Raw genomic sequence first — 14,895 nt, 5'->3', positions numbered from 1 at the left:
ACACTTTAAAATTAATGCCTTGTGATATTCAAAGTTATAGAATTAGGAGGAGAAATTGTGAATGGAGCTATGTCTTGGCCTTTTTTACGCTTGTATATATTAGTTTTTCTTTATTTTAGTGCGAATGCTATATTAAACGTTATTATTCCTCTACAAGGTGGAATATTAGGGGCAAACAATACAACAATTGGTTTGATTATGGGCGGATATTTATTTACAACTATGTTCTTTCGCCCGTGGGCAGGTCATATTATTCAAAAGCACGGTCCGTTAAAGGTGTTACGTATTATTCTCATTCTCAATGGTTTTGCTTTAATACTGTATACTGTTACAGGGTTAAGTGGATTTTTTATTGCACGTATTTTACAAGGAGTTTCAACAGCTTTTTTCTCAATGGCATTACAGATGGGTATAATTGATGCACTGCCAGATAAGGATCGCTCTCAGGGAATTTCACTTTACTCTTTATTTGCTAACATGCCAGGGATTATTGGGCCCGTAGTGGCATACAGTATCTGGGAGGCTGGGGGAATGGATTATTTTATAGTGGTACTAATAATGATTGCTATCTCTACAGCGATGTTTGGCTATAGTGATAAAATGAAAAAAATAAAGAGTCACCCTGTTTCAGATAGTACTGAGCAAGAAGTAAGTATCTTTAAATCTTTTAAACAGTTAGTAAAAAATCCAATTTTATTTAAATGCAGTGTGTTAATGTTAGTTTCTTCAATTGTATTTGGAGCTATAACAACCTTTATACCACTATACGCTACACAATTAAAAAGTGGTAATGCTGGAATTTATCTAATGATTCAAGCAGCTACTGTTGTCTTCGTTCGTTTTTATTTAAGAAAAAAGATTCCTTCAGATGGTAAATGGCATGCGTCCTTTGTTATGGGGACTATGCTTATATTAGCAATAGCTGCACAGTGTGTAAGCTTTTCAATAACGGGTGGAGCATTTTTTTTCTATATGGGTGCAATATTAATGGGCATACCTCAGGCGCTTCTCTATCCTACATTAACAACGTATTTAACGTTTGTCTTGCCTGAAAAGAGTCGTAATGTGTTAATTGGTTTATTTATTGCCATGGCTGATTTAGGTGTTTCGCTAGGTAGTGTTATAATGGGACCAATAGCTGATTTTTCTTCATATTCATTTATGTATATGATTTGTGCTATTTTAGGTGCCGTGATGATTTTATTTGCTTATTATTGGCGAACAACATAAAAGTAGATTTTGAAGATTTCACCTATTGCTAAAAAAATAGGTGAATGTGGTTGGATGATACTTAAAATTTAGAAAACTAGTTCTATTAAAAAACTCCAGAAAAATTACAAAGCTCCTGGCAATGTATGAATGAATAAGTCAGAGGCTTTTAGAGTTTCTTAGAGTACTAGTGAGTCTTTATAACATTTTTAAATACAACATAATTTTCGTTAAAAGTTAAATGCGTGGATCTTGCCAAAAATTTAAAGGGAAGTGATTGCTTTCGTGATACGCCTCAAATTCATACCCTTTTTCCTTCAATCCTATTATAATGGCTGATACGGCTGCAATAGCTTGAGGATGAATGTCGTGCATTAATATAACTTCTTGGGACTTATTTGCATTAGTAAGTACATTTTGAGCAATGTTTTTGGAAGCAATGTCTACTGGCACGTTATTATAATTCCAATCTAAAGAGTCAATTGTCCAATCCCATACTTTAAAGTCATTTTCTACAACTTTATTACGAAGTTTTTCGTTTAATCCAGGCATGGAACCATATGGAGGTCTTGTTAATTGTGGTTTTTCACCAATAAGGTCAGCTATTAAACTTTGGTTTGCTTTCATTTCATTTACATAGTCACCATTTGTATATAATTTTTTGAAATCATGTGTCATGCTGTGCATACCAACGTAATGTCCTTCGATTTTTTCCCGTTTTACTAAATCAGGATATTTTTTTACAGGATTACCAGTTAAGAAAAATGTTGCTTTAACGTTATGTTGTTTCAATATGTCTAAAAGCTCGGCTGTATACTTTCCTGGTCCGTCATCAAATGTAAGATATGCCACTTTTCTTACTTGACCATTAAACTGATTTGGAACTGTTTTTCTTAACTCCACATTTGGTTGTTCACTTACAAGTTGAATTGGATTGTCTTGATTTTCTATATCTTTTGCAAGTGAAGTAGTGGATTGCAGAACAAAATAAAGACTGACTACTATGGTTAATGTTAGAACTGATATTAACAATTTTTTTGTCTGAAATAATTTTTTCACTCTCTATATTCCTTTCTTTATCTATCATTAATAATTTCTTTAAATATAAGTATACTAAATTATATTTGATAAAAAAGAAAGATTCTTATTTACCATAATTTCAATTATTTTACTTCGTATCATGTTGAACGCTAGGGAAGTCGTTGAAAAGTGTTTCACATGTAAATAAAAATAGAAAAATTAAAAGAACGTATATAATAGATATGTCTAAAATGTACGTTCTTTTTAAATGCATTATTCAATTCAAGTACTGTTATCTAGAGTGTTCTATTATCCAATAAATTGTATTAATAGCTGGTTAAACTTATCACGCTCTTCCCAAAATGGGCCATGACCACTGTATTGAAATGGTACAAGTTGTGAGTTTGCTATTAGTTTTTTTGTTTCTTGACCTTTGGTAAAGGGAACGATTTTATCATGGATACCATGAATAATTAACGTAGGTACAAATATTTTGTTAAGGTCATTGTATACATTTTCATCTCTTAATGAGGTCATGATCGCGGCTGTCGCCCAACTAGCGGCCTGTAATCCTAGTTGAAAGAACCAGTCTGAGAATGGTTCAGTGATTTTCTGGAAGAAAAAGAGGTCTGTTACACCTTGCAGCATTTTAGGACGATCATTAAGTGTTTCTGTAATAAACTTATTGGCCACTTCTTTTTCAACACTGGTAGGAGATGCAGCGTCTATAAGGACTAGTTTGGATACGCCAAAACTTTGATGTCGAGCCATATATCGAATGGAAATTGCTCCCCCTGTGGAGTGGCCTGCAAGTGTGAAATCTCTTAACTGTAACGTCTCAATTACTACACGTATATCATCTGCCAATCTATCGAAATTGTAACCACTGAATGGTTTATCGGAATCACCGTAGCCTCTCCAGTCAATGCCTATACATCGATATCCCATCGCAGGAAGAATATTAAATTGATATTCAAACTGCTTATGGTTTAAAGGCCATCCATGTATAAATACAATTGTTTTATTTCCCTTGGGGTTTACATCTTCTACATTTATTCTTACACCTGGCTCTACAGTAATAAAGTATCCCATGCAGACTCCTCCATCTAAATAAAGATTGCCCCTGCAATAAGATATTCACTTATACAATAAATATGCTTATTCTGTACTTTTATATAATGTTGGAGGAACCAAATTTTATTTAATAATATTGCTTTGGTAATTGAAGTGAATGAGAGGGGGGAGAAATAAAAATAATTATCTCTTCCTAACTTAATTATATCATGTAAATCAAGTTCGAAATAGACTGTTTATTCGTATTTACTCCTGCTACAATCAAGAACATATGCATAGTAAGGAGAGATGTTACATGAGTTCTTTCGTTCTCGATTTTCAAGAAATAGAAAAAATGCAGCTTTCACTTGTTGGTGGAAAAGGTTTGAATTTAGGGGCGTTATCTAACATGCAAGGGATACAAGTGCCAGAAGGTTTTTGTGTTACAACGGCAGGATATGAAAAGGCCATCGAGCAAAATGAAGGTCTTCAAACTTTGTTGCAACAGCTAACAAAGTTGAAACGTGAAGAGCGAGTTCGAATTGGTGAAATCAGCAAGAAGATTAGAGAAGCCATTATGGCGGTACAAATCCCTTCTGATGTAGTGGAATCAGTAGCTCATTATCTCTCACGCTTTGGAAATGAACATGCGTATGCCGTACGCTCTAGTGCGACGGCTGAAGATTTACCGTATGCCTCGTTTGCTGGTCAACAAGATACGTATTTAAATATTATCGGAGAAAACGCAATTTTACAGCATGTAAAAAAGTGCTGGGCTTCTTTATTTACAGAGCGAGCAGTCATGTACCGTATGCAAAATGGTTTTGAACATAATCAAGTTTCTATATGTGTTGTTGTTCAAAAAATGGTTTTCCCGCAGGCTTCAGGAATTTTATTTACCGCTGATCCGATTACTTCTAACCGGAAGGTGTTATCAATCGATGCCAGTTTTGGACTTGGCGAGGCATTAGTATCGGGACTCGTCACTGCCGATAATTATAAAGTAAAAGAAGGCGAAATCATCGATAAGATGATTGCAACTAAAAAATTAGCTATTTATGCTTTAAAAGAGGGCGGAACTGAGACGAAACAGAATGATCCGGTTCAGCAAAAAATTCAAACACTATCTGACCAACAAATATTACAACTCGCACAGATTGGAAGGCAGATTGAAGCTTATTTTGGCTGTCCGCAAGATATTGAATGGTGTTTAGTTGATAATGCATTTTATATTGTCCAAAGTCGTCCGATAACGACTTTATATCCAATTCCGGAAGAAAATGATGAGGGAAACCATGTGTATATATCAGTTGGTCATCAACAAATGATGACCGATGCGATGAAACCATTAGGGTTATCCTTTTTCTTGTTAACGACTAATGCTCCTATGCGCAAAGCGGGGGGAAGGCTGTTTGTAGATGCTACGCAACAATTAGCTTTACCTGCTAGCAGAGCTTATTTAGTAAACACTTTAGGGAAGTCGGATCCACTCGTAAGAGATGCATTAACGACTATAATCGAGCGAGATCATTTTATTAAATTATTACCGAATGAAGAACAAGAAAAGAGTGCTAGTAAAAGTAAGCCACCAGTAAGTTCGCAACCAGAAATCGAAATTGATCCAGCAATCGTTACAGATTTAATAAAGAATAGTGAAGCATCAATCGAAGAGTTAAAACGAAACATGCAAACGAAATCAGGGGTGGATGTACTTGATTTTATTTTAGAAGACATTCAACAATTAAAGAAAGTATTATTTAACCCGCAAAGTATAGCGGTCATTATGGCAGGTATGAATGCTTCGGCTTGGATCAATGAAAAAATGGAGCAATGGCTAGGCGAAAAGAATGTAGCAGACGCGCTTTCTCAATCGGTACAAAATAATATTACGTCAGAAATGGGGCTAGCATTAATGGATGTTGCTGATGTGATTCGGCCGTATCCAGAAGTTATTGCGTATTTACAACATGTAGAAGAGGATAACTTTTTAGATGAACTTGTTCAGTATAACGGCGGAGAAAAAGCTCGAGATACAATCATTGCTTTCCTAAATAAATATGGAATGAGATGTAGCGGAGAAATCGACATTACGAAAACGCGCTGGAGTGAGAAGCCAACAACCATTATCCCAATGATATTAAATAATATAAGAGACTTTGAATATGGTGCGAGTAAGCGGAAGTTTGAAGAAGGACTGCAAGAAGCTTTAAAAAAAGAAGAAGAATTATTAGACCGATTGCAGCACTTGCCGGATAGTAAACAAAAAGTAGAAGAAACGAAGCGAATGATTCGTAATATCCGTAATTTTATTGGCTATCGTGAATATCCAAAATACGGTATGATTAATCGTTATTTCATATATAAGCAGGCGTTATTGAAAGAAGCTGAGCAACTTGTGCAGAGCGGTGTTATTCATGAAGTTGATGATATTTACTATTTAACTTTTGAAGAGCTTCACGAAGTTGTTCGCACGAAGAAACTAGATTACGAAATTATTCATAAACAAAAAAATGATTATAAATTATATGAAAAACTAACGCCTCCGCGTGTAATGACGTCTGATGGAGAAATCATTACAGGTAAATATAAACGTGAAAACCTTCCAGCTGACGCGATTGTAGGCCTGCCTGTTTCTTCAGGAGTGATTGAGGGAAGAGCTCGCGTTATTTTAAACATGGAAGAAGCGAATTTAGAAGAAGGAGATATATTAGTTACTGCGTTTACTGACCCTGGCTGGACACCATTATTTGTATCTATAAAAGGATTAGTCACTGAAGTCGGCGGGCTGATGACCCATGGAGCGGTTATCGCACGTGAATATGGATTACCAGCAGTTGTCGGGGTAGAGAATGCTACGAAATTAATAAAAGATGGGCAACGAATACGAGTACATGGAACAGAAGGGTATATTGAAGTGTTGTAATGAAATAAAAGATCATCCGCTATAAATAGTGGATGATCTTTTATTTTGCAACAACTCATTTCTTTAAACCAGCCGCATAAAAAGGTCCATGAACGGCGATTGTTGATAAAATACGAGCAATCTCCTCAGGTGTTTCTTTTTGTCCATTATTTAACCATTGCTGGATGACACCTATATGTGCAGATGCCATATAAGAAGTTAAGTATTTGCTTGGAACAAGTAAATTCTCCTTATTAATGAGAGCCCCATTCGTATCTTCAAATAATGTTTTCCACATAAAGTCTTTCAGTTTTGTTTGGAAAGATAAATCTCCTTTCGGACTTAGTACAGCTCTCATAAAATCACTATTTTCATTTAGAAATTCAAGAATAGAAGTGATAAGTATAAATGGCATTGTTGGAGAAGGATTTGATCCAAGATCAGCAATAACTTCCGGGAATTTCTGTTTAGCAATGTTAGAAAACTCGTACATAATGTCTTCTTGGCATTTTGTCATTAAATCAAATTTATCTTGATAGTGCGCATAGAAAGTACCGCGATTAATGTTTGCTTTCGTTGTAATATCTTTCACTGTAATGGCGTCAAAACCTTTTTCTTCAATTAGCTCCACCAATGCATTTCGTATGGCAGTTTTTGTACGAACAACACGCAAATCTAAATTATTATCGCGCAAAGCATATCCCTCCTTAATTTTAGCCAACACATTTCAAGAATGTGTATGATAACCGACACATTCACGATTTTTGATTATTGTATAAGGTTCAACTCGAACATATAATTCAAAATATAAATAAACAACACGTTGTTGGTTATTATAAATCAAATGATAGGAGGAGAAAAGAAAATGTTTAAAAATAAACTTTTATGGTTATCACCAGTTATTGCCTTACTTGTAGTTTTTATTTTTTCATTAACATTATTTCCAACCGTTCAACCTCAGCCGAAAAACTTGCCAATTGCAATTGTAAATGAGGATCAAGGTGTAGAAATTCCAAATCAAGCTAAAATGAATATAGAGCAAACAATTGTTGATACGGTGAAAAAATCATCGAAATCAGATGGAGGAGAACCTGCGGTAAAGTGGGTAGAAGTGAAAAATAAGGAAGCAGTTCAAAAAGGGTTAAATAATAAAGAGTACTATGCAGCGTTAGTCATTCCGAAAGAATTTAGCGCAAAACAAGCGTCATTACGAACACCGCAACCATCTTCACCCGAGATAGAAATATATATTAATCAAGGAATGAATACGGCTGCATCAACTATGGCAGGGCAAATATTACAGGCGACTGTTGATAATATGAACAATACTGTTCGTACACAAATATTAGAAGGGTTGAAAGCAAAAGGAGCTACTGTAACAACAGATCAAGCTGAGAAATTAGTAACACCTATTGTAAAGAACGTGAAAAATGTGAATGAGGTCGGCAAAAATAGTGCGAACGGTAATTCACCAATATCATTATTCCAGCCGTTATGGATTGCAAGTTTAGCTAGCGCAGCGATTATTTTTATTGCGATTAGTAAAATGCCAGTAAGCTCAAGAAAAGAAAACTTTCTGTTAAAAGTAAAACACATCGTAACAGGAGCCATTGCGACACTTGTAATTGGGTTTGGTCTTACATGGATTGCAGATGGGATGGTAGAGTTAAATATTTCGAACTTCACGGATACAGCTCTATTCTTATCCATTACTTCTTTTAGTTTCTTCTTAATGATATCCGCGGTACTTTCATTAGTTGGGCTAAAAGGAATCGGTTTATTCGCTTTATTACTATTCTTCGGGGCGCCGTTATTATCATTAGCACCTGAGATGTTGTCTCCGTTTTATCAAGACTGGGTTTATCCATGGTTACCAATGAAATTTATGATTGAAGGCCTAAGAGAAATCTTCTTCTTCGGAAAAGGGTTAAGCTGGAATACACCTGTTACTGTACTCGTTTGGATTGGTATAGTAAGTATGGTTACTATATTAGCAACTGCATTCAAACATAGTGCAATAAAAGGGCATAAAACAGAATTGAACGCTTAAAAACAAGCCGTTTCACTAATTAGTGAAACGGCTTGTTTTTGATTTTTTCTCAATGTAAATGCCGGATTGTTGAAAAGTGTAGAGTTTAGAATTAAGTCGAGATTTCTAGAGGTCGCGTACATTCCAAACAATCTCACCACGTTCATCATCCCACGTACTGTGATGACGCTTAAATCCTATCTTTTCTAGTACCCGGAGGGAAGCGATATTCCAAGCACCTACAGTCGACCAAAGTCTTTGGCGCCCAGTAGCAATCGCCGCGTTCAGTACAACAGATGCCGCCTCAGTCGCATAACCTTTACCATGAGCGCTGCGGAACAACTCGTATGCAATCTCCGGCTCTTCAAGTGTGGAACGACCGATAATTAAGCCACAGTATCCGATGAAATCACCTTCGTCTCTCCTTCGAATAGTGAGAAGGGAAATACCATTTTCGTCTGCCTTCTTGCGCATCTCAATAAGCCGGTTACGAACGGATTCAAGGGTCGGCATGTCCACACCACGTTCGCCAATTAATTTTCTCATCCAAACTGAATCGGATTTCTTCCACATACTCAGGTCAAGTCGTTCGGTTTTTAGCTGGAACTTCATAGTTTTAAATAAAGATGGCATAGTGGAACCTCCTAGTTATGTCACTGAACTCATAATAGCTTCGCACCGCATCATGTTGAACCTCTCGTTAATTCGCGAATTTATTTTCCAACTCCCACGAGAGTTTATAGCCACAGTATATAATAGTATTATTTTATGCATAATCAATTCCTTTACAAAATAGACCCTTTTCTCAAACTTTTCTTTCAATCTAAAGCCGTCCCGTTATATACACAGGCTCCTACTATTTCTAAATGCATAAAATGTTAAGCGAAAGTATGGGGGGATATGATGTATAATTCGAATTATTATGATTGGTATAGGCAGAATGATAAGTTAATTAGTGATATTGAAAAAGCTATAAATGGAGAGTATAGCGCTATAAGCTGCTATGCAAAATTAGCGAATATGGCTCCAAATCAAGTAGAACAAAAACAAATTCTTGAAATTCGTAATGATGAAATAAAGCATTTCCACCACTTTGTACAAATTTATACGAACTTAACTGGTAGGCAGCCAAAACCACAAATTACTGAAGACTGCCCAAATACGTATTTACAAGGATTAGAGTTCGCTATACAAGATGAACAAAAAACAGTAGATTTTTATTTGGAAATTTCAGATGAGACATCGGATGCACATTTGAAAGAGTTGTTACGGAGAATAGCTGCGGATGAACAAAATCATGCAGTATGGTTTTTATATTACTTCGTGAAGTCGAAGTGAGCATTAAGAATGAACGACTGATGTGGCGCATATATTAAAAAATATTTTAAAACGTAGTGCAACAATTGAATGAAATATTTAAATGTAAGCAGAAGGAAACCGTTTCGCTAGTAGTAGAGCGGTTTTTTATGATGTACATATGTATCGACAAAATATAGTAATTACATTTGATATATAATGTATGAAACGAAAATGAATAAGTTAGGAGCAAGCATATGAAAAGAGGGATTACAGTAGATATTCTAGATGAATATGATAATTTACTTTGGAAAGTATTAAAGCCAATTGATATTACTGTATTTGATTGGCGAGTGAGGGATGAGCAGTCCTACTTAATAGCACGTGGTGAATTGGATGAGGCATTATTTCCAGAAGAACCAAGTGTAGTGGAAGGGTTAGCATTGAAAAAGTTAGTTAAAGACAACATATATTATCTTATTTTTGCAGATTTAAAAGCATATCCTAAAGGAGAAAAAGCGATAGATATTGAAACATATGAAGAGTTTAAGGAAAGTAAGTGTGAGCTAATCGTATTAGCAGTGGATGCTCAATACATACAAATTTATGCGAAAGATCAAAAAGCGATTGAATTAATGTATGAAAACGCACGGAAACAAGGATTTTATGTGAAATATGTTACAGACGAAAACGACGGTAGAACGCGTTTGTCAGTATGGTAGCAATTTGAAAGGGGAACGGCAATATGGAGAGAAATATAAGTAAAGAATATGCAATTCGAATTGCTACTGAAAATGAAAGTGATAGTATTATCATTTTATTAAAAGAAGTAGCACAGTGGCTACAACATAAAGAAGTGGATCAGTGGCAGTATCTCTTAGGCGGAGAGGCTACAGCTGAAATACTAGAATGTATAAGAGAGAAATATACATATGTGGTTACGAAAGAAGACGAAATTATCGGTACAGTTACAGTATCTCCTAAACAAAATGAATGGGATGAATATATTTTTGGTAAAGAGGAAGTTTCTAATTCATTATATATTCATAGATTTGCGGTGAAACGGAAGTACAAGGGAAATGGAATAGGCGAATGGATTTTACAGTGGATAGAAGAGAATGTGCAACATGACAAAGAGTATTTGAAGTTAGATTGCGTTGGACATAATCGTACGTTAAATGATTTTTATAAGAAAAATGGTTTTGAATATGTTGGAAGTACGGATGGGCTTAGTAAGTTTCAAAAGAAAAGGAGAATGTGAATGCATCCAATTAACGTAAGTTTAGTTGAAAAGTTAATACAGGAACAGTTTCCTGAATGGGCTCATTTAGAAGTGAAACCTGTAAAGTTTAGTGGGCATGATAATAGGACGTTTCACTTAGGGGATGAGATGAGTGTAAGATTGCCAAGTGATGTGGCATATGCACCGCAAGTAGAGAAAGAAAATAAGTGGTTACCACTATTAAGTAAGGGGCTTTCTTTACCGATTTCTACCCCACTTGCGAAAGGAAATCCTTCTGAAGCGTATCCATTGCCTTGGTCTATTAATAAGTGGATAGAGGGGGAAACAGTTACGAAACAAAACATTCGTGATTTAAATGTATTTGCAGCGGATTTAGGATCATTTTTAGTAGAATTGCAATCTATTAATGCGAGTAACGGACCTTTAGCTGGAACACATAATTTTTACCGAGGTGGACTTATATCTGTATATGATGAAGAGGCGAGAGTTGCTATTGAAAATAATAAGGATGTTTTTGACGAGGCATTATTAAAGCACCTTTGGAATGTAGCACTTAGTTCAACATGGGATTGTAAGCCAGTTTGGGTTCATGGAGATGTAGCGCCAGGGAATTTACTCGTTAAAGATGGAAAGCTTTGTGCTGTAATTGATTTTGGTATTTTAGGTGTAGGAGATCCTGCTTGTGATGCAGCGATGGCGTGGACGTTTTTTGATGAAAATAGTAGAAATGTATTTAAAGAAGTATTACGCATGGATGAAGAAACGTGGAATAGAGCGAGAGGATGGGCACTTTGGAAGGCGTTAATTACATATGATGCGAATAGGGATAGTAATGAAAAAGTAGCAGAAGAATCGTATCGTTTCATTCAAGTGATTGTGGATGATTATGAGAGGTAATAGAAAAGCCTATTTTAAAATAGGCTTTTTCATATGATTAAATAGTAGAAATGGAAAGAAGGAATATAATATAATTATACGGAATATTTAGATAATGGGAGGTGTCGAATTTTGAGTGAAATTGAATTAAAGAGTAATGTAATTAAGACAGGGCGAGAGAAGGGGATTATTCTTCGGTTTATACTTGCTAGTCTCGTTGGGGTGTTTATGTTTTTCGTTCCTGTTACGATAAACGGTGCATCGTCTATTATGATTGATCATATCGTATCGTGGATTAGGGCTTCGGTTCCTGGCGTAGTACTTTATTATGCATTATTTGTTATGGCGATTGGTGCGATTTATCCATTTTATACGAAGAAATGGAATGCATCTATCGTAGACATTTGTTTTTCTATTTTAAAAGTAGTTGGCGTTGTTTTTGGCATATTATATTGTTTAAAAGTAGGACCAGCTTGGTTCTTTGCGCCAGATATTGGGCCGTTTTTGTATGAGAAGCTAGTCATATCAGTAAGTTTGCTCGTTCCAATTGGCTCGGCGTTTTTAGCGTTATTAGTCGGATATGGATTGCTTGAATTTATCGGTACATTTTGTCGTCCGATTATGAGGCCATTATGGAATACGCCGGGGAGATCGGCAATCGATGCAGTTGCATCCTTCGTTGGAAGTTATTCGCTTGCCCTCCTTATTACGAACCGCGTGTATAAAGAAGGAAAGTATACGACAAAAGAAGCGGCGATTATCGCTACAGGATTTTCTACAGTATCCGCTACATTTATGATCATCATCGCAAAAACATTAGATATTATGCATTTATGGAATGTTTATTTTTGGACTACACTTGTTGTAACATTCATCGTGACTGCTATCACCGTAAGAATCCCGCCCCTTAGTAGAAAACCAGATACATATGTAACAGAAGAAGGGTTCCCAGAGCCTGTTTATAAAGAGAAAATGTTAGAACGTGCTTGGGAAGATGCGTTAGAAGTATCAAAGTCTGCACCGAGCATTATGAAAAATATTGCAGTGAATTTAAAAGACGGATTTATTATGACAATGGGAATTTTACCATCCATTATGTCAGTAGGATTAATTGGTATCGTCTTAGCGAAGTTCACGCCAATATTTGATTGGATCAGTTATATTTTCTATCCGTTTACATGGCTATTACAATTACCAGAAGCAGACTTAGCTGCTAAAGCCGCATCAGTTGGTATTGCAGAAATGTTTTTACCGTCATTATTAGTAGTTAATGCACCACTTGTGACAAAGTTTGTTATTGCAGTTGTTTCCGTATCATCTATTTTGTTTTTCTCCGCTTCCATTCCTTGTATATTATCAACAGATATTCCGTTAAAAGTATCTGAACTTATTATTTTATATGTGCAGAGAACGATTTTAACGTTGCTTATTATTACGCCGATTGCTTATTTGTTGCTTTGAACTATAATGTAAGTTCTGAATATATGGCGTTTACTAAATTGTGTAAATGAATATTTATCGTAAAAGCGTAGGTAGTGTGAAATTATAAGTGCGATGCTTGAATAAAGGCATCGTATTTTTTATTTTTAGATGTACTATATGTTTATGTCGCTAATTTATTAATATATATTAATAAAACTATGTTAATGATATGTTATAGTAACAACAAAGGGGGCTTAAAAATGGAAATTATTCACGAAAGAGCAAAGTTGCGGTTAATGGATAATATTGATGTCGAAACTTTGTTTTCGATTGTAGAAGGAAATCGGGATATTTGGGCGTATTTAATCTCTAAAATGGATAGTGTGCAAGATATGCAACAATACGTTCAAAAAGCAATAAAGGGTTACGGAAGAGGTACTCAAATACCTTTCATAGTCGTAGATCAACAGTCGAATAAGATTGTAGGAAGTACACGGTTATATAATATTTCAGTAGAAGATAAGACAGTTGAGTTAGGGCAAACGTGGTATCATCCGAGTGTGCAACGTACGAGTATAAATACAGAGTGTAAGTATATGCTTCTTCAGTATGCTTTTGAAAAACTGCATATGCTTAGGGTACAAATTAAGACGGATGCAAGAAATGAAAAAGCCCAACGAGCAATTGAAAGATTAGGCGCAGTAAAAGAGGGTGTGCTTAGAAATGAAAGAAAATTACCGAATGGTTATGTGAGAGATGCGGTGGTGTACAGTATTATCTCGAGTGAATGGCCAGGCATAAAAGAACAATTGTTAGAAAAATTAGAGTTGTATAAAGAAAAGTTATAATTCGTGTTTTGAAAGGTATATTGTTCGTGAGACATGAAAAATATACCTTTTTTCTTACAAAATGCTACTTTATTTTAATTCCTTTTGTTTCATCGTTCCCTTCTGAGAAAAAATTCGTTACAATGTAGTTGTATGGTAATAAACTTATGAATTTAAAAAATGTAATGAAAACCGCAAATGAAAATGAATTGATAATCCTCAATTTTAAATGAAAACCCTTTTATACATAAATAACAAGTAAAGTTCCTTCTTTTAAATAAACTCAAACAAAACGATTTGATATAAATGTTTTTTATAGAAGTATGGATGATGTACGGAGGCAATTACAAATGAAAGAAAATAAGAAGAGTAAGAAAAGACGAATCTTTCAAGTATTTTTACTAATGATTTGTTCTGCTATTTTATATGTAAGTTATGCAGCTTACGATATTTGGAGTTATCGTTTTAAAGCAAATGATGACGTGAAAACGGATGCTGGTATCGTACTAGGCGCAGCTTCATGGAACGGAAAACCATCTCCTGTATTTAAAGAAAGAATTAATCATGCGATTTCTTTATATAAGAACGGAAATATTAAAAAGATTATTTTTACAGGTGGTACAAAGTTCGAGGCAGAACTTGAGGAAGCACGTACTGCAAGAGTATATGCAATGAAACAAGGTGTAAAAGAGGAAGATATTTTAATTGAAACAAAATCCCTTTTCACTGAAGAAAATTTAAAGAATGCGAAGCAAGTTGGAATAGAGAACGGCATACAAACATACACGATTGTAAGTGATCCACTTCATATGAAACGCGCAATGAGAATCGCAAAACATATTAATATTGAAGCATATGCTTCACCAACGCCGACATCAGCATATAAAACGTTAGATACAGAAATACCATTCTTCTTTAAAGAATTATTCTCGTATATTGGATATGTAACCTCTTTGCCGTTAAAAGCATTGAAGGGGGACTAATATAAGAAAAGGATCTATCCTTAAATAGGAACTTT

14 protein-coding genes are annotated in these 14,895 nt (G+C 35.2%); 10 read left to right on the top strand and 4 right to left on the bottom strand.

Annotation, left to right across the window (positions count from 1 at the left end; all coding sequences use genetic code 11):
* The first annotated feature begins 57 nt into the window (after positions 1 to 57).
* On the top strand, positions 58 to 1,230 hold the full coding sequence (gene cntE / locus ACUN13_RS17575) for a staphylopine family metallophore export MFS transporter CntE (protein ID WP_444877165.1): 1,173 nt from the start codon (positions 58 to 60) through the stop codon (positions 1,228 to 1,230).
* Positions 1,231 to 1,446: 216 nt separating this feature from the next.
* On the opposite strand, the gene ACUN13_RS17570 is transcribed toward cntE, so the two are convergent.
* Together ACUN13_RS17570 and ACUN13_RS17565 are read right to left on the bottom strand one after the other, a co-directional pair.
* Positions 1,447 to 2,268: a peptidoglycan-N-acetylglucosamine deacetylase gene (locus tag ACUN13_RS17570; protein ID WP_257115461.1), complete on the bottom strand. Its 822-nt coding sequence runs from the start codon at positions 2,266 to 2,268 to the stop codon at positions 1,447 to 1,449.
* A gap of 270 nt (positions 2,269 to 2,538) precedes the next feature.
* Positions 2,539 to 3,321, bottom strand: coding sequence for an alpha/beta fold hydrolase (locus tag ACUN13_RS17565; protein WP_444877164.1), 783 nt, complete (start codon positions 3,319 to 3,321; stop codon positions 2,539 to 2,541).
* A 277-nt stretch (positions 3,322 to 3,598) separates the two neighbouring features.
* On the opposite strand from ACUN13_RS17565, the gene ppsA reads away from it, so the two are divergent.
* Entirely contained in the window at positions 3,599 to 6,205 is a 2,607-nt protein-coding gene (gene ppsA / locus ACUN13_RS17560) for a phosphoenolpyruvate synthase (RefSeq protein WP_257115459.1), read from the top strand.
* Positions 6,206 to 6,260: 55 nt separating this feature from the next.
* On the opposite strand, the gene ACUN13_RS17555 is transcribed toward ppsA, so the two are convergent.
* On the bottom strand, positions 6,261 to 6,878 hold the full coding sequence (locus ACUN13_RS17555) for a TetR/AcrR family transcriptional regulator (protein WP_282613100.1): 618 nt from the start codon (positions 6,876 to 6,878) through the stop codon (positions 6,261 to 6,263).
* Positions 6,879 to 7,049: 171 nt separating this feature from the next.
* Between ACUN13_RS17555 and ACUN13_RS17550 the strand changes: the two genes are divergently transcribed.
* Positions 7,050 to 8,234 carry a YhgE/Pip domain-containing protein gene (locus tag ACUN13_RS17550; RefSeq protein ID WP_257115457.1) on the top strand — a complete coding sequence of 395 codons (1,185 nt, stop codon included), beginning with the start codon at positions 7,050 to 7,052 and terminating at the stop codon, positions 8,232 to 8,234.
* Positions 8,235 to 8,339: 105 nt separating this feature from the next.
* Here the strand turns inward: ACUN13_RS17550 and ACUN13_RS17545 are convergent, their stop codons facing one another.
* Complete coding sequence (locus ACUN13_RS17545; RefSeq protein WP_257115456.1) at positions 8,340 to 8,846, bottom strand: GNAT family N-acetyltransferase; 507 nt, start codon at positions 8,844 to 8,846, stop codon at positions 8,340 to 8,342.
* A gap of 270 nt (positions 8,847 to 9,116) precedes the next feature.
* Here ACUN13_RS17545 and ACUN13_RS17540 point away from each other — a divergent pair, with 270 nt between their 5' ends.
* From ACUN13_RS17540 to ACUN13_RS17510, 7 genes are all read left to right on the top strand, one after another.
* Complete coding sequence (locus tag ACUN13_RS17540) at positions 9,117 to 9,551, top strand: ferritin-like domain-containing protein (RefSeq protein WP_000282827.1); 435 nt, start codon at positions 9,117 to 9,119, stop codon at positions 9,549 to 9,551.
* A gap of 215 nt (positions 9,552 to 9,766) precedes the next feature.
* On the top strand, positions 9,767 to 10,231 hold the full coding sequence (locus ACUN13_RS17535; RefSeq protein ID WP_257115455.1) for a DUF2691 family protein: 465 nt from the start codon (positions 9,767 to 9,769) through the stop codon (positions 10,229 to 10,231).
* A gap of 23 nt (positions 10,232 to 10,254) precedes the next feature.
* Positions 10,255 to 10,770: a GNAT family N-acetyltransferase gene (locus ACUN13_RS17530; RefSeq protein WP_257115454.1), complete on the top strand. Its 516-nt coding sequence runs from the start codon at positions 10,255 to 10,257 to the stop codon at positions 10,768 to 10,770.
* Positions 10,771 to 11,649 carry an aminoglycoside phosphotransferase family protein gene (locus ACUN13_RS17525; protein ID WP_257115453.1) on the top strand — a complete coding sequence of 293 codons (879 nt, stop codon included), beginning with the start codon at positions 10,771 to 10,773 and terminating at the stop codon, positions 11,647 to 11,649.
* A 111-nt stretch (positions 11,650 to 11,760) separates the two neighbouring features.
* On the top strand, positions 11,761 to 13,089 hold the full coding sequence (locus ACUN13_RS17520) for a YjiH family protein (protein WP_257115452.1): 1,329 nt from the start codon (positions 11,761 to 11,763) through the stop codon (positions 13,087 to 13,089).
* A 221-nt stretch (positions 13,090 to 13,310) separates the two neighbouring features.
* Positions 13,311 to 13,898, top strand: coding sequence for a GNAT family N-acetyltransferase (locus ACUN13_RS17515; protein WP_000402578.1), 588 nt, complete (start codon positions 13,311 to 13,313; stop codon positions 13,896 to 13,898).
* Between the two features lie 329 nt (positions 13,899 to 14,227).
* Positions 14,228 to 14,860 (top strand): YdcF family protein, encoded by a 633-nt coding sequence (locus ACUN13_RS17510; RefSeq protein WP_000662215.1) that lies wholly within the window; start codon positions 14,228 to 14,230, stop codon positions 14,858 to 14,860.
* The last annotated feature ends 35 nt before the right edge of the window (positions 14,861 to 14,895 follow it).

The organism is Bacillus cereus group sp. Bce041, assembly GCF_052646455.1.
This window is presented reverse-complemented; position numbering and strand designations above follow the sequence as displayed.